Annotated in this window: 17 protein-coding genes and 2 tRNA genes; all 19 read left to right on the top strand. The window is 39.2% G+C overall.

Annotated elements, in window-relative coordinates; all coding sequences use genetic code 11:
• The first annotated feature begins 33 nt into the window (after positions 1–33).
• The gene (ridA, locus tag ACVIJU_RS01780) at positions 34–408 is read left to right on the top strand and encodes a 2-iminobutanoate/2-iminopropanoate deaminase (protein WP_063387583.1); all 375 of its coding nucleotides are present in this window, start codon (positions 34–36) and stop codon (positions 406–408) included.
• Positions 409–568: 160 nt separating this feature from the next.
• A complete protein-coding gene (gene spoVG / locus ACVIJU_RS01775; RefSeq protein WP_063387582.1) occupies positions 569–862 on the top strand; it encodes a septation regulator SpoVG in 294 nt (97 codons plus the stop codon).
• A gap of 663 nt (positions 863–1,525) precedes the next feature.
• Complete coding sequence (glmU, locus tag ACVIJU_RS01770; RefSeq protein WP_063387581.1) at positions 1,526–2,905, top strand: bifunctional UDP-N-acetylglucosamine diphosphorylase/glucosamine-1-phosphate N-acetyltransferase GlmU; 1,380 nt, start codon at positions 1,526–1,528, stop codon at positions 2,903–2,905.
• 19 nt (positions 2,906–2,924) lie between these two features.
• Positions 2,925–3,881: a ribose-phosphate diphosphokinase gene (locus ACVIJU_RS01765; protein WP_063387580.1), complete on the top strand. Its 957-nt coding sequence runs from the start codon at positions 2,925–2,927 to the stop codon at positions 3,879–3,881.
• Between the two features lie 190 nt (positions 3,882–4,071).
• Positions 4,072–4,686 carry a 50S ribosomal protein L25/general stress protein Ctc gene (locus tag ACVIJU_RS01760; protein WP_063387579.1) on the top strand — a complete coding sequence of 205 codons (615 nt, stop codon included), beginning with the start codon at positions 4,072–4,074 and terminating at the stop codon, positions 4,684–4,686.
• Between the two features lie 80 nt (positions 4,687–4,766).
• A complete protein-coding gene (pth, locus tag ACVIJU_RS01755) occupies positions 4,767–5,324 on the top strand; it encodes an aminoacyl-tRNA hydrolase (RefSeq protein ID WP_063387578.1) in 558 nt (185 codons plus the stop codon).
• Positions 5,325–5,400: 76 nt separating this feature from the next.
• Positions 5,401–5,628 carry an anti-sigma-F factor Fin family protein gene (locus tag ACVIJU_RS01750; RefSeq protein WP_063387577.1) on the top strand — a complete coding sequence of 76 codons (228 nt, stop codon included), beginning with the start codon at positions 5,401–5,403 and terminating at the stop codon, positions 5,626–5,628.
• Between the two features lie 66 nt (positions 5,629–5,694).
• Positions 5,695–9,222 (top strand): transcription-repair coupling factor, encoded by a 3,528-nt coding sequence (gene mfd, locus ACVIJU_RS01745; protein ID WP_063387576.1) that lies wholly within the window; start codon positions 5,695–5,697, stop codon positions 9,220–9,222.
• Between the two features lie 190 nt (positions 9,223–9,412).
• Positions 9,413–9,949 carry a stage V sporulation protein T gene (gene spoVT, locus ACVIJU_RS01740; RefSeq protein ID WP_063387575.1) on the top strand — a complete coding sequence of 179 codons (537 nt, stop codon included), beginning with the start codon at positions 9,413–9,415 and terminating at the stop codon, positions 9,947–9,949.
• Positions 9,950–10,654: 705 nt separating this feature from the next.
• Entirely contained in the window at positions 10,655–12,274 is a 1,620-nt protein-coding gene (locus tag ACVIJU_RS01735; RefSeq protein ID WP_162877047.1) for a putative polysaccharide biosynthesis protein, read from the top strand.
• Entirely contained in the window at positions 12,267–13,745 is a 1,479-nt protein-coding gene (gene yabN / locus ACVIJU_RS01730) for a bifunctional methyltransferase/pyrophosphohydrolase YabN (protein WP_063387574.1), read from the top strand. The genes ACVIJU_RS01735 and yabN overlap by 8 nt, the downstream gene beginning before the upstream one ends.
• Positions 13,742–14,005, top strand: coding sequence for an RNA-binding S4 domain-containing protein (locus ACVIJU_RS01725; RefSeq protein ID WP_063387573.1), 264 nt, complete (start codon positions 13,742–13,744; stop codon positions 14,003–14,005). Before yabN ends, ACVIJU_RS01725 begins: the two co-directional genes overlap by 4 nt.
• 111 nt (positions 14,006–14,116) lie before the next feature.
• On the top strand, positions 14,117–14,422 hold the full coding sequence (yabP, locus tag ACVIJU_RS01720) for a sporulation protein YabP (protein ID WP_063387572.1): 306 nt from the start codon (positions 14,117–14,119) through the stop codon (positions 14,420–14,422).
• Positions 14,419–15,039, top strand: a complete 621-nt coding sequence (yabQ, locus tag ACVIJU_RS01715; protein WP_117017229.1) for a spore cortex biosynthesis protein YabQ — start codon at positions 14,419–14,421, stop codon at positions 15,037–15,039. The genes yabP and yabQ overlap by 4 nt, the downstream gene beginning before the upstream one ends.
• A 20-nt stretch (positions 15,040–15,059) precedes the next feature.
• Positions 15,060–15,437 (top strand): FtsB family cell division protein, encoded by a 378-nt coding sequence (locus ACVIJU_RS01710; protein ID WP_063387570.1) that lies wholly within the window; start codon positions 15,060–15,062, stop codon positions 15,435–15,437.
• 82 nt (positions 15,438–15,519) lie between these two features.
• Positions 15,520–15,897: a S1 domain-containing RNA-binding protein gene (locus tag ACVIJU_RS01705; protein ID WP_063387569.1), complete on the top strand. Its 378-nt coding sequence runs from the start codon at positions 15,520–15,522 to the stop codon at positions 15,895–15,897.
• Between the two features lie 170 nt (positions 15,898–16,067).
• Positions 16,068–16,144: transfer RNA gene (locus ACVIJU_RS01700), tRNA-Met, on the top strand.
• A gap of 10 nt (positions 16,145–16,154) precedes the next feature.
• Positions 16,155–16,226, top strand: a tRNA-Glu gene (locus ACVIJU_RS01695).
• 350 nt (positions 16,227–16,576) lie between these two features.
• The gene (gene spoIIE / locus ACVIJU_RS01690) at positions 16,577–19,060 is read left to right on the top strand and encodes a stage II sporulation protein E (RefSeq protein ID WP_117017230.1); all 2,484 of its coding nucleotides are present in this window, start codon (positions 16,577–16,579) and stop codon (positions 19,058–19,060) included.
• Positions 19,061–19,074: the final 14 nt, after the last annotated feature.

Raw genomic sequence — 19,074 nt, 5'->3', positions numbered from 1 at the left:
TAAAAATAATGAATCGTAAGGGAGTGTTTCAAAATGAAAGTCGTTTCAACAAAAAAGGCTCCGGCTGCAATCGGACCATACTCTCAAGGAATTATTGTGAATAACATGTTTTATAGCTCTGGACAAATTCCTTTAACCCCTGAAGGAAACTTGGTACAAGGAGATATTAAAGAACAGACTCACCAAGTTTTCGCGAATTTAAAGGGTGTATTGGAAGAAGCAGGCGCTTCGTTGGAAACTGTTGTCAAAGTAACCGCATTTTTAAAAGATATGAACGATTTTGCTGCTTTTAATGAAGTATATGGGGAATATTTTCAAACGCATAAGCCTGCTCGGTCATGTGTGGAAGTTGCAAGACTTCCGAAAGATGTCCTCGTTGAAATTGAAGTGATTGCTTTAGTTAAATAAAAGGTTGATTGTTCAGGATCCGTTTTGCGAATCGGATCCTTTTTTATTTTTTTATTTTTCCCAAAAATTTTTTGTGTGAAAAGAAGGAAAATTTAAAAATCCGTTGAATTGTTGAATTATGGTTACTAAAGTTTTTGCGAAGAAAAAGGTGGTGAACAGGATGGAAGTGACAGATGTAAGATTGCGCCGCGTCAATACAGAAGGTCGGATGAGAGCGATTGCGTCCATAACATTGGATAATGAATTTGTCGTCCACGATATACGTGTAATTGACGGAAATAACGGCCTTTTTGTAGCAATGCCTAGTAAACGTACACCGGATGGAGAGTTTCGAGACATTGCACATCCTATTAATTCAAATACTCGCGGTAAAATTCAAGACGCTGTTCTAGCTGAATATCACCGTTTAGGTGAGACGGAAGATTTTGAATATGAAGAAGCAGGGGCTTCATAAAAATATGATGTAAAAGAAGGGGCTTAAAGCATTCAGCTTAAGACCCTTTCTTTTTTAAAGGATCTGTTCACTAATACGATTTAGTAAACGTTTGCAAAAGAATAGATGGCCTCCTTTGTTTTTCTTACATACTCAATTGTTATGCAGCTATTGATCATCAAGTCTGATGGTTGTATAGGAAATGGTATTTGTTTCAAAAATTAATGTTCATACATCGGCATTTGAAAAAACGAAGAAATGCAGAGCTGTAAATCGTAAATCAACTTCGTTGAACAACAATGCATCCAAGTATAACCTTCTACGTTCAGCCACCGTCAGAAAATCTGGTTCATCGAAAGGAAGCAATCGAATGAATCAAAAAAACTTTAGGCAATGTTGTTCTGCTGAAATGAATTTTTTTTTGTGTTAAGGCCTCCAATCAGGCGTTCTTTTCCTTCTTGTTTTTTCGTCAAAGTATCAAAACCGGCCTTTAGAGAAGAGGGAAGAAGCATAAAATTTAGGGCTTCCTCGTAGATTTTTAATAAAATTCCTATCCTATTTCTGTACCTTTTTCGAGAAAAATAGAGTGAAACGGAAATTTACGGAATCACACAAGATTTCTTGAAATAGAACATTATTTAAGATAAGATTTTTATGGATAAAAAGGGTATTGGAGGCCTATAAATGGAGAAATGTTTTGCAGTCATCTTAGCAGCCGGGCAAGGAACAAGAATGAAATCAAAGCTCTATAAAGTGCTGCATCCTGTTTGCGGTAAACCTATGGTACAGCATGTGATAGACAATGTTTCCAAGCTTCAAGTTGACGAAATCATTACCGTCGTCGGTCATGGTGCGGAAAAAGTAAAATCAGAGCTCGGCGAACAGACATTGTATGTTTTGCAGGAGCAGCAGCTTGGAACTGCTCACGCTGTTTTGCAGGCGGCTCAATATCTTGAGGGGAAAGAAGGAACGACAATTGTTGTTTGTGGCGATACGCCGCTGATCACCAGCGAGACGTTTGAAAAATTGTTAAAGCATCATCTGGAAACGAAAGCAAAAGCCACCATTCTGACAGCAGAAGCGGATGATCCGACTGGATATGGACGAGTGATCCGCAATGAAGAAGGGCTGGTTGAAAAAATAGTTGAGCATAAAGATGCTACAGAAAGTGAACGTCTTGTGACAGAAATTAATACGGGAACTTATTGCTTTGATAACGCTTCCTTATTTGAAGCTTTAAAGCATGTCAATAATGACAATGCGCAAGGCGAATATTATTTGCCGGATGTAATTGAGATTTTGAAGGAAAAAGGCGAAATCATTTCAGCGTTTCAAACAGATTCTTTTGAAGAAACGTTAGGGGTAAACGACCGCATAGCGCTTTCGCAAGCGGAGCTTATTATGAAAAGGCGAATCAATCAAAAGCATATGAAAAACGGAGTTACAATTGTCGATCCTGATAATACATATATATCAGTAGATGCAGAGATCGGACAAGATACTGTCATTTATCCGGGTACAGTCATTATCGGTAAAACGGTCATCGGAGAGGAATGTGAAATCGGTCCCAACTCCGAAATTAAAGATTGCCAAATTGGCCATAATACGAACATCCGTCATTCTGTTGTTCATGACAGTCAGATCGGAAATCAGGTTAACATCGGTCCGTTCGCACACATTCGCCCAGCCTCCGTTATTGACGATGGAGTAAAAATTGGGAATTTTGTCGAAGTCAAGAAATCTAAAATTGGAAAAGAATCGAAAGCATCCCATTTAAGCTATATTGGAGATGCAGAAGTTGGGAATGGGGTGAATCTTGGCTGCGGTTCGATAACAGTTAACTATGACGGGAAAAATAAATATTTAACGAAAATCGAAGACGGAGCCTTTATTGGATGTAATTCAAACCTTATTGCGCCGGTTACGATTGGCGAAGGAGCATATGTAGCAGCCGGATCAACTATTACAGATGACGTCCCTGGCAGCGCATTATCGATCGCAAGGGCTCGTCAAGTGAATAAAGAGAGATACGTCATCGAAAAAATGAATGGTAAAAAATCGTAATTTGGAGGGTCCCTTTACAATGACAAAAAATCGTTATAAAGACGAAAATTTAAAAATCTTTTCTTTAAACTCAAACGCAGCCCTTGCCAGGGAGATCGCGGATATAGTAGGAGTCGATTTGGGAAAAAGTTCGGTTACGAGATTTAGTGACGGGGAGATTCAAATTAATATTGAAGAAAGCATTCGCGGCTGCGATGTATACGTGATCCAATCGACAAGTGATCCAGTCAATGAGCATTTAATGGAATTGCTCATTATGATTGATGCGCTTAAACGTGCATCTGCCAAAACCATTAATATTGTTATGCCATACTATGGTTATGCGCGGCAGGATCGGAAAGCACGTGCAAGAGAACCTATTACTGCTAAGCTTGTTGCGAATTTATTGGAAACTGCAGGCGCGACAAGGATGATTACTCTTGATTTGCATGCTCCGCAAATCCAAGGTTTCTTTGACATTCCTATCGATCACTTAATGGGAGTGCCGATTTTAGCAGATTATTTCTTGGAAAAACGCTTTGATGATATTGTCATTGTTTCTCCTGATCATGGCGGTGTGACGAGAACACGAAAAATGGCAGATCGGCTGAAGGCGCCAATTGCCATAATCGATAAGCGCCGTCCTAAGCCAAATATGGTTGAAGTTATGAACATTGTTGGGAATGTCGAAGGCAAAACAGCCATTTTAATTGATGATATCATCGATACAGCAGGAACGATTACGCTTGCGGCAAATGCTCTAGTAGAGCATGGGGCAAGGGAAGTTTATGCCTGCTGTACACATCCGGTGTTGTCTGGACCTGCGATAGAACGAATTCAAAACTCGAAGATTAAAGAGTTAGTCGTAACGAATTCAATCGCTTTGCCGGAAGAGAAAAAAATTGAAAAGCTGATTCAGCTTTCTGTCGCTCCATTGCTAAGTGAAGCGATCATCCGTGTTCATGAAAAACAATCGGTCAGCGTGCTTTTTGACTAATATTTTGTCTTTGACTTTTAAACGATTTTAGCAGATTATAATATTATAGGGATCTTCCTTGCGAGTTGTGAGTTGATTATTTCTTTCATTAGCATGTTTAGACTTTGTGATGATGGGAAACCAATAGTAGTAAGAAGGCTTTTTTCGAATTGAGTTGTTAGAAAAAAAGTCTGAAAGAAAGGGGATTACCATGACAGCAGTCATACATGCAAAAGAAAGAAAATCATTTACCAATTCGTCAAGAAGAAAAGCTAGAAAGCAAGGACAAATTCCTGCCGTAATTTACGGAAAAAAACAAGAGAACAAAGCGATTTTAGTGAGCGAATCGGAATTGTTAAAAATTTTGCGCGAACAAGGGCGCAATGCGATGTTGAACATTCAGCTTGACGGCGAAAACCATCAAGCCCTCCTGTACGAACTGCAGCATGACCCAATGAAAAACACGATTATACATGCGGATTTTTATGTTGTCGATATGGATGATGAAGTAGATATCGAAGTACCAATTGTCTTAATTGGAGAAGCAAAAGGAGTAAGAGAGGGCGGTGTGCTGCAGCAGACAACACATGAGGTGGAAGTGAGAGCGAAACCTGCTCATATTCCTTCGGCGATTGAAGTCGATGTAACAAACTTAGAAATAGATGATACAATCCATGTACAAGATATTCAAACAGATGGACAGTTTAAAATTTTAGATGAGCCTGAAACGGTTGTGGCAACCATCCTGCCGCCGGAAAATGAAGACTTGGATACGGCTGATGAGCAAAAAAGTGAAGAGAAGGAAGACGGAGCTGTAGAAGAATAAATTAGGCGTAACCTATTTTGGTTACGTCTTTTATGCTATTAATTGTCATCTCACTATCATAAAAAATTGGGGGACATTTCATGAAAGTAATAGCAGGGCTTGGCAATCCTGGAAAAAAATATGAACAAACTAGACATAACGTTGGGTTTATGGTAATTGATGAATTATCAAAGCGTTTAAACATATCTTTAAATGAAAGCAAATTTAACGGGATATACGGTATCGGTCATTTTTCAAATGAAAAGATATTATTGATAAAACCGCTTACATTTATGAATTTATCGGGTGAATGCATTCGTCCTTTACTGAATTATTACAATGTCCCAACTGAACAGTTGGTTGTAATATATGACGATTTAGATTTGCCTGTAGGCAAGATTCGCCTTAGAATGAAAGGGAGTGCTGGTGGTCACAACGGAATGAAATCTATCATTCAGCATTTAGGTTCGGAAGATTTTAAACGGATTCGAATTGGGATTGGCCGTCCGAAACACGCGATGGATATCGTCGACTATGTATTAGGAAAATTTACAGAAGAAGAAATGCACCATATTCAACATTCCGTTGATCGATCGGCTAGTGCATGTGAAAAATGGATACACACGCCATTCTTAGAAGTCATGAACGAATACAATTAACAAACGTATAAAAATGGCTCCTGCCGTTCATAATAATCATAAAACCTTTCATTCCACAAGTGCAGGAGGTTGGAGGATGCCGCTTCATTATTATTGCCGCCATTGCGGCGTCAAAATTGGTAGCATTGAAAAATCTGTTTTTAGCGTCGATTTAGGATTTCATCATTTAACGAACGAAGAGCGGAAAGAAATGATCGAGTATCTTCCAAACGGTGATATTCATGTCAAAAGTATTTGTGAAGATTGTCAGGAGGCGCTAGAGCGAAATCCCGATTTTCATCAATATGAAAATTTTATACAGTAAAAGCTTTGGAAACTTGATTTCAAAATTTCCAAAGCATTTTTATATTTGTCGAGAGGAGGCTGGAGATTGGAAAGCCTGTATCAATTTTTTTATGCGCAAAACGACTTTCAAGCAGTTGTAGACGGTATAAAAGAAGGTTTGAAAGAGCAAATGGTAGCCGGACTTTCTGGCTCAGCAAGGTCTGTATTTATTTCCGCTTTTTACAAAGATATCAAACAACCGATGCTGGTTGTGACTCATAACCTTTATCAAGCTCAGATCATTTATGAAGATTTAAATAATTTACTAGGCGATTCCGTCTATTTGTATCCTGTAAATGAATTGATCGCATCTGAGATCGCAGTCGCAAGTCCAGAGCTAAAAGCACAAAGGATGGAAGTGTTGAATCGTTTATGTAAAGGTGAAAAAAGCATCGTTGTAGCCCCCGTTGCTGCATTAAGACGAATGCTCCCACCGAAAGAGTTATGGAAAAGCCATCAGCTTTCTATTTCTGTTGGAGGAACATTTGAATTAAACGAGAAGCTTCCGCATCTTCACTCAATGGGATATGAACGTGTTTCCATGGTGTCTGCTCCTGGGGAATTCAGCGTGCGCGGTGGAATTATTGATATTTATCCTTTAACGGAGGAACATCCTATTCGCATCGAACTATTTGATACGGAAGTAGATTCAATCCGAACGTTCAGTCTTGAAGACCAAAGATCGATTGAAATGATTCAAGAAGTGACAATCGGACCGGCAGAGGAAATCATTTTAACGGACAGCCATTATGAAAAAGGAATGAAGCAGTTAGAAACGGCTTTATCAAACAGCTTAAAGAAATTGAAAAAAGATGAGCACAAAAATTTATTTATAGAAAATATCCGCTATGATCTGGAAAAATTGCAAAATAGGCAGAAGGATCAGGAGTTCTTTAAATATTTTTCATTCTTTTATGACAAACCTGCTAGTTTGCTAGATTATTTCCCTGCGGATACAGTTATTGTCATTGATGAAGTAAGCCGTGTGCATGAAATGGTTGATCATCTTGAGAATGAAGAAGGAGAATGGTTTACTTCTTTACTGGAACAAGGGAAAATTGTCCATGATGCGAAAGTGTCCCATAAATACTACCAGCTTATACGTGACACATCTTATCCAATTGTTTATTTATCACTGTTTTTGCGGCACGTCCCCTATACAAACCCGCAAAATTTGATGAACGTGTCTTGCAAGCAGATGCAAAATTTCCATGGACAAATGCACTTGTTGAAATCAGAAGTTGATCGCTGGATCAAGGCAAATTACACCGTAGTTTTTCTCGGTGCAAATGATGAACGGGCCAAAAGACTTGAACGGGTGCTTGGAGACTATGAGATTGAAGCAGTCATTTCTGATTCAAACCACATTCTGTCAAAGGGGCTGCACATTTTAAAAGGAGATTTACAGACAGGCTTTGAACTTCCTTTAGGACGACTTGCGGTCATAACGGAAGAAGAACTTTTCAAAAAGAGGGTAAAACGAAGACAGCAAAGGCAGAAGCTTTCAAATGCAGAAAGAATTAAAAGCTATTCTGAGCTTGAAGTGGGAGATTATGTCGTACATGTTAATCATGGGATCGGAAAATATCTTGGAATTGAAACTTTAGAAATTAACGGTATACACAAAGACTACCTGCACATTCGTTACCAAGGAAATGACAAACTGTATGTTCCAGTTGAACAAATTGATCAAGTTCAAAAATATGTGGGCACAGAAGGAAAAGAGCCGAAAATTTACAAATTAGGCGGAAACGAATGGAAAAGAGTCAAGAAAAAAGTGGAATCGTCTGTTCAAGATATTGCTGACGATTTAATTAAACTGTATGCTGAGCGGGAAGCAAGCAAAGGCTATGCGTTCAGCCCTGATTCGGAAATGCAAAGGGAGTTTGAAGCAACATTCCCTTATAAAGAAACAGAAGATCAGCTTCGTTCCATTCAAGAGGTGAAAAAGGATATGGAACGGGAGCGGCCGATGGATCGACTTCTTTGCGGAGATGTCGGATATGGGAAAACCGAGGTGGCGATTCGGGCTGCCTTCAAAGCGATTATGGATCAAAAACAAGTTGCCTTTCTTGTTCCGACAACCATTTTAGCGCAGCAGCATTACGAAACGATCAGGGATCGTTTTCAAGATTACCCAATTAACATTGGTGTATTAAGCCGCTTCCGGACGAGAAAAGAGCAGAATGAAACGATTAAAGGCTTGAAAAATGGAACGATCGATTTAGTCATTGGAACACATCGTTTGCTTTCCAAAGATGTTCAATTTAAAGATTTAGGCTTGTTGATTATTGATGAGGAGCAGCGATTTGGAGTTACACATAAAGAAAAAATAAAACAAATGAAAGCAAACATTGATGTGTTAACTTTGACGGCAACTCCGATTCCAAGAACACTCCACATGTCCATGATCGGCGTGCGTGATCTATCAATCATTGAAACTCCTCCAGAAAATCGCTTTCCTGTTCAAACATATGTAGCGGAATATAACCCAATGCTTGTGAAAGAGGCGATCGAACGTGAATTAGCGCGAGGAGGTCAAGTATACGTTTTATATAACCGGGTTGAGGATATCGACCGGAAAGCCAATGAAATCTCTATGCTTGTTCCAGATGCAAGAGTAACCTTTGCGCATGGAAAAATGTCTGAAAATGAGCTTGAATCGGTAATATTAAACTTTTTGGATGGCCAATATGACGTGCTTGTTAGCACAACTATTATTGAAACAGGTGTGGACATTCCGAATGTAAATACATTGATTGTTTATGACGCCGATAAAATGGGGCTTTCTCAGCTCTATCAATTGCGCGGGCGTGTCGGTCGTTCCAATCGTGTCGCTTACGCATATTTTACTTACCGGAAGGACAAAGTTTTATCAGAAGTTGCTGAAAAACGATTGCAGGCCATTAAAGAATTTACTGAATTAGGTTCAGGTTTTAAAATTGCGATGCGTGATTTGGCCATTCGGGGAGCCGGTAATTTGTTAGGTCCTCAACAGCATGGCTTCATTGATTCGGTAGGTTTTGATTTATATTCCCAAATGCTGAAGGAAGCGATCGAACAACGGAAAGGTGAACGGCCAAAAGAGACAAAAAGGGAAGTTGAAATTGAGCTTGAATTAGATGCCTACATTCCGCAGTCTTACATTGATGATGGAAAACAAAAGATTGACATGTACAAAAGGTTTAGAGGCATCGAAACGTTTGATGATTTACAGGAACTGCATGAAGAATTATTGGACAGATTTGGCGAGTATCCAAAGGAAGTAGACTTTTTGTTTAAAGTAGCGAAGCTAAAGTTATATGCACGGCAAGAAAAAGTCGAAGTCATTAAACAAACGAAAGATCTTATCACGATTCTTATTTCAGAGGAAGCAAGCAGCTCCTTTGACGGACAAAAATTGTTCGAGCTAACGGATGAATTCGGTCGCATAGTCGGGTTTGGCATGGAAGGGAAAAGGCTGAAATTAACATTGCAAATTCATAATTTAGAAACTGAAAAATGGCTGTCTATTTTAATGAAGCTGTTGGCAGGCTTAAAAGACGCAAAGAAAGAAGAAGTTTCTGCCGGCTAATATTGAAACAGGGTTAAAATGGAAATGCTGGCAATGGGTTTTTAAGCCGTGTTTGGAAAAAATTCGCTTTCATCATGTATATTACGTGGTTAGTGAAGGATACTAATTTCAACGATGGTGATTGTTCCAAAAATGGAAAAAGGGCAATCGCTACTTTACTAATCTTTAGATGAAAGTGAGGCAGCATAAGATGAAAGCAACTGGTATCGTTCGACGGATTGATGATTTAGGCCGTGTAGTCATTCCTAAAGAAATTCGAAGAACATTGCGTATCCGTGAAGGCGACCCATTAGAAATTTTCGTTGACCGAGATGGTGAAGTAATACTGAAAAAATACTCCCCAATCAGTGAATTGAGTGATTTTGCGAAAGAATATGCTGAAGCGTTATTCGATAGCTTAAACAGCCCCGTTCTCATATGTGATCGTGATGCTATTATTGCTGTTTCCGGAGTTTCGAAAAAAGAGTATTTGAATAAAAATATAAGCGAGCTGCTGGAACGGGTGATGGATGAACGGCAATCGGTTTTCATTTCAGAAGAAGAAGAAATTGAAATCGCTGATGGTGTAACAGAACAAGTAAAATCTTATTGCATTGGACCGATCATTGCAAACGGTGATCCTATCGGGGCTGTTGTCATATTTTCGAAAGAGCAGCCTTTAACAGAAGTAGAAAGTAAGGCAGTTGAGACAGCCGCTAGTTTTTTGGCAAGACAAATGGAACAATAAAGGGAATAATTACTTTTTTACTTCTTCCACAAGCAGACTGTCTCCAACACCACGTTAATAAAAGAGACCACAGAATTCACAACAATTTCTGTGGTCTCTTCTTTATTTCCACTCTTCACGTATTTAACGAACGACGGCGCTACCTGTTTAAAACATCTTTCGGATGGAAAGCTACAACGTAAAACATGATTGTGTTGGATGGATTTATTTCCATCATTTTCAAAGTTCATCTATATGATATTTCGACACGGTTTGTTGAAGTTTTGTTTTTCCTCTTTAGGAACAGACTAAAACCTTTTGTTCCTCTAATTCACCTTCTTATTTTGGGGAATTTTTCTAAAATCCTGCCGATGAATTTGCCAAGAAAGCTCATCACTTCGAAGGGCGGACAGCCAATTCCCTTCACAATAGTCAACAGGATAGCAGGCATTTCATCGCTGTTAAATTTTATTGAGCGTGGCAAGGAGCAGAAAATAAACCTTTCAGGTAAGGTGTCTCTAGTATTGCGATAACCACGAAGGTTAAATGGGGTATGTGTTAGGATTTTTTTTATTTACGGAACTTATGCCGGAATTTGAACTTAAAAGCCGTGAAGTTTAGCCGAGCACTCTTTTTCTAAAGATTCTCTTTCAGCCGAATGTGAACGAGATTATGTTATAATATGCTGGAAAAAGATGAAACATGAATTTTGGAAGGAGTAAACGTGTGATTCAAAATGTGCCTCAAGCAAGAACGAACAAAATTTTGCAAGGTGCGGTTTTATTGACGGCTGCTGGAATCATTACGAAAGGATTAAGTGCTATCTACCGAGTTCCTTATCAAAATATTGTAGGGGATATCGGTTTTTATATTTATCAGCAAATATATCCGTTTTTAGCAATTGTCATGGTTTTATCGACAACGGGATTTCCGGTTATTCTGTCAAAGCTGCTGAATGAGTATAGCGATGGCAGCAATTTTAAAAATTTCCGGAAAATATTGGTCGTCTGTTTTTCTTTTTTTGCTTTGATCAGTCTGTTTTCGTTCACGAGCTTGTTTTTAGGAGCTGACAAGCTTGCCCGTTGGATGGGTGATCCGAAACTGGCGCTTTTATTAAAAGCGGCTGCATGTTCGTTTCTGTTTTTTCCATTTATTTCAATGCTAAGAGGCGTTTTTCAAAGCTGCCATGAAATGCTGCCGGTATCTTTGTCGCAAATCGTTGAACAAGCTATACGGGTCGGTGCTTTTTTATCGATCACTTGCTTTTTCGTTTATAAAGGATTCGATCTTTATGAAACAGCTGCCGGCGCCATTTTTAGCTCCCTCATTGGGTATATCGGGGCGTTTATGCTTTTGCTTGTATATTGGAAAAAAAGAGTGCCGTTACTGCTTTCCCGCTCATCGAAAGAAACGGCTGTATCTGTGAAAAAGATCTTAACCAAATTGCTGATTTATACTGTGACCTTTTGTTTGACGAGCATGCTGATGATTTTTATGCAATTGGCAGATTCATTTCAGCTGTATAAACTGATGGTCAACAGCGGTGCAGATCCTGAAGCAGCGAAAATAGCAAAAGGCATATATGATCGGGGACAACCGCTATTGCAGGTAGGCACGGTTGCAGCTACATCTCTCGCATTGTCTCTTGTTCCGCTTATTTCATCGTTCCGGCATAAAGCATTTCAATATATTCAGCAGCATGTCGCCTTATCTTTTAAAATTTGTTTGATTGTCGCCATCGGGGCTACGGCAGGTTTAATTTCCATCATCGAGCAAGTTGATTTCATGCTGTTTGCCGATACAAAAGGGGCGGGCGTATTATCGGTGTTCAGCATTTCGATTTTATTTAGCTCGGTTGCGATAACGTCTGCCGGCATTTTGCAAGGAGTCAATGAAACCGTCTGGCCGGCTTTATCTGTTTTAGCCGGAGTAGCTGTGAAAATCTTACTCAATGAATGCTTCATTCCGTTTTTCCATACATACGGGGCGGCATTGGCGACTGTATGCGGATATGGGGTCGTGTGCTTGTTGAATCTAGTGGTTTTAAATCGGAAAAAATATAAGTTAGCTTCTTTCAAGGTTGTATGGAAAATGATTGGCTCTGCTGTTGTCATGTTTTTATCGATCAAGCTTTACTTTTTTCTGTTTGATTTTTTTATATCAGACGAAACGCGTATGAGCGCTTCCATTCAATCATTGACAGCTGTCGTTTTCGGAGCGGTTGTGTACCTGTTTTTCATCATCCAATCAACCATTTTTACAGGGAAGGAAATAGAGAGCTTGCCTTTTAAAAATAAACTGGTTTGTTTGATCAGTGCATGGAAAGAGAGGAAGGAAAATGGATAAGCAAATTACGATTGTTGGCCTGGGCGCGGGGGATGTCGATCAGCTGCCGCTAGGGGTTTTTAAAATTTTGACCTCCAGTCTGCCGCTATTTGTAAGAACAGAGGATCATCCTGTTTTAAGTGAAATTAAAGACGAAATTGGCTCGTTTCAGTCTTTCGATTCCGTTTATGAAATGTTTGATCAATTTGAAGATGTTTATGCGGAAATTGCAAAAAAACTATTGGAGGAAGCAGAAAAATATCAGCATATCGTATATGCGGTACCTGGACATCCGCTTGTTGCAGAAAAAACCGTTCAGCTTTTGCTGAAGGAAATGGAGCAAGGAAAAGTAAATGTGTCGATACAGGGCGGACAATCGTTTTTGGATGCAATGTTTCAAGCTCTGCGCATCGATCCTGTCGAAGGCTTGCAATTCATTGATGCGCAGGATATGAAACGGGAAGAGCTTTCCTTTCGGCAGCATTTGATTATTTGCCAGGTTTATGACAAGATGATTGCATCGGATGTGAAATTGACGTTAATGGAAGACTTGCCGTTCGATTATGAAGTTTACCTCGTAACGGCTGCAGGGAGCAAATACGAGGACATTAAAAAAGTTCGATTATATGAAATGGATAGATGTGTAGAACTGAGCAATTTAACATCGTTATACATCCCGCCGGTCAAGGATGAACAATTGCTGTATCATCGCTTTTCAGCGTTGCGAAACGTCATTCGAACACTTCGCGGGCCAAACGGCTGTCCGTGGGATCGAAAGCAAACCCATCAATCATTAAAGCGGTACTTAATTGAAGAATGCTACGAGCTGATTGAAGCTATTGATGAAAATGATATTGATCATATGATTGAAGAGCTCGGAGACGTTTTGCTTCAGGTGGTGCTTCATGCCCAAATTGGAGATGACGAAGGATTTTTTACCATTGATGATGTGATTCGCATGTTAACAGATAAAATGATCCGCCGCCATCCCCATGTTTTTGGCAATGTCGAGGCACAAAATGCAGAAGAAGCTGTAAAGAGCTGGGAGGAGGCAAAAAAATCTGAAAACAGGAATGAGAGCGAATCACTTTTAGATTCTGTTTCAAAGGCGCTCCCAGCTCTGTCAAAAGCTTATCAATATCAAAGAAAGGCGGCGAAAGTCGGTTTCGATTGGCCTGATGTACTGGATGCTTGGGAGAAGGTGTCAGAAGAACTGCAGGAGTTTAAAAAGGAAATCGATAATGGAGATGGCGGAACGGAAAAAGCAAAAGAAGAGTTCGGCGATATTCTGTTTGCTCTTATTAATGTTGGAAGATTTTACGAAATTGAGCCTGAAGAAGCATTAGTCATGACAAACGAAAAGTTTTCGCGGAGATTTCGGTTTATAGAACAAAAGGCCCGTGATGCTGGGAAAAATTTAAAAAGTATGTCTTTGGCAGAAATGGATCAATATTGGGAAGAGGCTAAAATGAAAGAGGGGGATCGGACATGAGATTAGATAAATTTTTAAAAGTATCGAGGCTGGTGAAAAGACGCACGCTTGCCAAGGAAGTGGCAGATCAAGGAAGAGTGACAATCAACGGGCATCCAGCAAAAGCGAGCTCCAATGTGAAGGTTGGCGACGAGCTGTCCATTCAATTTGGACATAAGGTAGTGACAATAAAAATCGAATCTATAAATGAAACAGTAAAGAAGGAAGAGGCAAAAAATCTTTATACCATTTTGAAGGAAGAACAAAGGACAGATTTATAAAACGCTCCCTGTATTGTACAAGGAAACAACAAGGCTTGTTCTAAACCCTGCACATCTTACATAAAAATGTAAAAGGAAAGCATCCATTAATTAGAGTGCGGGGGGATGATAATGAGCCAGTATTATGGCGGTAACCATTCACATAAAGAAACCGTGCAGGAGCATAATGTAGTCATGAAGGACCGGAAGCTGTTAGATATTTCTGGCGTGAAGCAGGTGGAAAGCTTTGATAATGAGGAATTTTTGCTTGAGACGGTAATGGGTCCGCTCGCGGTTCGGGGAGAACATTTACAAATGAAAAACTTGGATGTCGATAAAGGCGTCGTATCCATAAAAGGAAAAATTTATGAAGTTTCTTATTTAGATGATTTCAGCTCGGAGAAGGCTAAAGGCATTTTTAGCAAGTTGTTTAAATGACCCTTACCACTCAATTTTACACCATGATTGCGATGATCGGCATGGGCAGTTTTCTAGGCGCCGCACTTGATACTTACAATTTTTTTTTAAAAAGATGGGATCGAAAAAGGTGGGTTGTTTTTTTAAACGATTTAGTATTTTGGGCGGTTCAAGGACTTTTAACTTTTTATGTTCTATTGTATGTAAATCAAGGGGAATTAAGATTTTATGTATTTTTAGCACTTTTATGCGGTTTTGCCGCCTATCAAAGCCTCCTACGGAACGGATACATGGCATGTTTGCGGATTATGATAAAAATCGCTGTTTCTATATACCAATTTTTTGTAAAAATCGTTTTACTGCTTCTTATCAATCCTATTAAATGGATAGTTCATATGGCGATAGCATGTTCTATGTCTCTTTTACTATTTTTATGGAAGGTTATCAAATGGTCTTCACAACTCTTATTCAAGTTATGTAAAATTTTATTAGCGCCATTACTATGGGGATTGAACATACTTTGGGGAAAAGCTCCTCAACCAATAAAGCAAAAGATGCTGCATTCGAAACAAATCATAGAAGGAATATTCATAAATATAAAGAATATGTTACGTAAGCTGTATCGTCGGTTCCGCTAAATTTAGGAGGGATTGCAGGAATGAGAGAGAAACGAGAGTTGAATGTAGCTATGCTGCAGCAAACAAATGAACCCGGACAAGAAGTTAAAGCTGAGATGAGACAAAGAAGAAAACGAGGGCTAATTCGACGGTTAGCTGCATTTGGTATAATGGCTGTTACTTGTATTGCGATTATGGCGTCAACGCTCGTTTCTCAATCAATTGCTATTAATAAGAAGCTTGAAGAAAAAAAACAGCTTGAAACAAAACTGGAGAATTTAAAAGAAGAGGAAAAAGATTTGAAGGCAGAAATCATCAAGCTGAAGGATGAAGAATATATCACAAAGCTTGCAAGAAAAGATTATTTTTTATCTGATGAAGGAGAAGTCATTTTTAATATTCCGGGGAATGAACAGTAATATTGACCCCGTTTTTTTATTTTTGTATAATTAAATAAATTATTTTTAATTTTTTTATGATTTAAGGAGGAGCATTTTTTTTATGTCAATTGAAGTTGGCAGCAAGTTACAAGGTAAAGTAACTGGCATTACGAATTTTGGAGCATTTGTGGAGCTGCCAGGAGGCTCAACAGGACTTGTTCATATTAGTGAAGTTGCTGACAATTACGTGAAAGACATTCATGATCATTTAAAAGTCGGTGATGAGGTTGAAGTCAAGGTTATTAATGTAGAAGAAGACGGAAAAATCGGATTGTCCATCAAAAAGGCAAAAGATCGTCCAAAAAAACATGATCATCGTTCCAAAGAAAGTTTTGAGCAAAAAATGAGCCGCTTTTTAAAAGAGAGCGAGGACCGTCTTGCTTCACTTCGGCGTCACACTGAATCAAGACGAGGAGGGAGAGGAGCAAGAAGGGGGTAACTTGCTGCTGTTAATGTTATAGATGATCGCAGACCGCCACCTGAAGATTCAGGTGGTGTATTTAAATTGTCCGAAAATTATTTTTTTATTTTATTGTTGACGGCTCTCATGTTCATATGTATTATAGAACATGTGCGTATTTTACATGAACATAAAGATGCAGTTGATTTGGCGGCGTAGCTCAGCTGGCTAGAGCGTACGGTTCATACCCGTGAGGTCGGGGGTTCGATTCCCTCCGCCGCTACCAATTGAATATTGGCCCGTTGGTCAAGTGGTTAAGACACCGCCCTTTCACGGCGGTAACACGGGTTCGAATCCCGTACGGGTCATGAGAAGAGGCTCTTTCTTTAAAAGAAAGAGTCTTTTTTTTATGGAAAAGTTTAAAATTTTGTATTTATATAGGATAGATAAATTTAATTTTTCACCGATTTCAACAAGTTCCGACTCATGTTTTTCGGCTTTTGCTTTTAAAACGGACCAACACGCTGTTACAATCATCTCTTTGAAATGACGGCGACTCAATGTCTCAATGGGCTGCTCTGTTCCTTTTAAAGATTTGTCGTCTATAACAGAAATCGTCGAAATATTCTTATGAACAATTTCCTCCTTTTGACAAATTCCTTTATGAAAAGCTTGTATAATGACTATCAATTACGGTAGTAGGAGGAGTGTCGCTATAATGGAAAAAGTTGAGAGAAGATTTCTGATACCTTTTGCCAATGTCCAATTGGAAAGAACACAATCACTTCTATGGAGATCTTGGAAAAGAGCGGGGCTGCATTTGCATTCTTTTCTGTTTCACAAAGGGTTTGTTTATGTATTGGTCGGGTTTTTGCTGGGGAGAGCTTTTATTTTATCTGAGATTATTCCGTTCGCCCTTCCTTTTTTTGGAGCTGTATGGCTTTTAAAAAGGGACAAGGCATTGCTTGCTGCACTATCACTAATTGCAGGGGCATTCACCATCTCATTGGAATTATGTTTGTTAGTGCTTTCTTCTATATGTATATTTCTTTTGCTTCATAAAATGACTAGTTTTTTCATTAAAACAGATGAAATAAAAATATTGCCTTTTACGATTTTTTCGGGACTTGCTGCCAGCCGCCTTTTATATTCAAAGTTAACTGCAGGATTTATCAGCACGTACGATCTTTTAATGACAGGGGTTGAGGCAGGTCTGTCGATCATCCTGACGTTGATTTTTTTGCAGAGCATCCCGCTTCTTTCAGTGCGGAAATATAAACAAACTTTACGAGTCGAAGAGATTATCTGCTTGATGATTTTGCTTGCGTCCGTCATGACGGGCTTAGTTGGAATCAGTTACCAAAATATACAGGCGGAACACGTTCTTTCACGATATATTGTCCTATTGATCGCTTTTACCGGAGGTGCAGGCATCGGATGTACAGTTGGTGCTGTAACAGGTTTGGTGCTTAGCCTGGCGAATGTCTCCAATTTGTATCATATGAGCCTACTTGCATTTTCAGGTTTATTGGGAGGTCTGCTAAAGGAAGGACAAAAAGCAGGAGCGTCAGTTGGCCTGATCATTGGCTCACTTTTAATCACGCTATATGGAGAAGGATCGGCTGATGTTTGGACAACCTTATGGGAATCGGGCACCGCGGTTTTGCTGTTTTTACTGACCCCGAAAAGCTTTACAGAACAGCTGGCAAAGCATATTCCTGGAACAAACGAGCATGTTTTGGAGCAGCAGAAGTATGTTCGAAATATACGTGATATAACTGCTCGGCGGGTTGATCAATTTTCTAACGTTTTTCGGGCATTATCTGAGAGCTTTTCGACTTTTTACCCGGAGGATGGAGAGGATATAGAAAGAGAAACGGATTTATTTTTAAGCAAGATCACCGGAAAGACATGCCAAACTTGTTTTAAGAAGGAGAAATGCTGGGTCAACAATTTTGACCAGACATATCAATTAATGAAGCAAGTGATGAATGAAACGAAAGAAAAGACGTATGCAAATAATCGCAGATTGCAGAAAAAGCTTCACAGGCATTGTTCGAAAGCTAATCTAGTGGTCGGGACGATTGAGCAGGAAATGCACTTTTTAGAAGCGAATCGGAAATTAAAAAAGCAAGTGCAAGAAAGCAGAAGATTGGTAGCTGAACAGCTGCTAGGAGTTGCTCAAGTAATGTCCGACTTTTCTCGGGAAATGAAAAAGGAACGGGAACATCATTTTCTGCAGGAAGAGCAAATTTTCTATGCTCTTCAAAACTTCGGTTTAGAAATTGGCCATATTGATATATACAGCCTTGAAAAAGGGAACGTCGATATAGAAATGAGCATTCCGTATTGCGGCGGCCATGGAGAATGTGAAAAAATTATTGCTCCGATGCTTTCCGATATATTAAACGAAATGATCATCGTGAAAAATGAAGAATGTGCAGGTTATCCAAATGGATTTTGTCACGTTGTGTTCGGTTCTGCAAAAGCATACAAAGTGGAAACGGGTGTTGCTCATGCTGCAAAAGGAGGAGGTCTTGTTTCAGGCGACAGCCATTCCATGATTGAATTGGGCGTCGGAAAATTTGCCATAGCCATTAGCGATGGAATGGGGAACGGGGAAAGGGCTCATTTTGAAAGCAATGAAACGATTAAATTGTTGGAAAAAATTCTTCAATCAGGCATTGATGAAAAAATTGCTATCAAAACCATCAACTCTATATTGTCGCTGAGAACGACAGATGAAATTTATGCAACATTAGATTTGTCTATCATTGATTTACAAAGCGCCAATTGCAAATTTATGAAAATCGGATCTACTCCGAGTTTTATTAAACGTGGAAATAAAATTATCAAAATCGAGTCTAGTAATTTGCCGATCGGCATTATCGATGATTTTGAGGTGGACATTGTAGACGAACAGCTAAAAGCAGGAGATTTATTAATTATGATGAGTGACGGAATATTTGAGGGACCAAGGCATGTAGAAAATTATGATTTATGGATGAAAAGAAAAATAAAAGAAATAGAGACAGATGATCCACAAGAAATAGCCGATTTAATTATGGAGGAGGTGATCCGCTCCAGATCGGGGGCAATCGATGACGATATGACGGTTGTGGTGGCTCGAATTAATCATAATACACCGAAATGGGCGGCGATCCCTGTTTCAAATTTTTATAAATCGAAAAAGATAAGCTGATTTTCTGCCATGCT

The organism is Aeribacillus sp. SP014, assembly GCF_054055575.1.
Note: the sequence above shows the minus strand (reverse complement) of the source record. Positions and strands in the feature narration are given on the sequence as shown.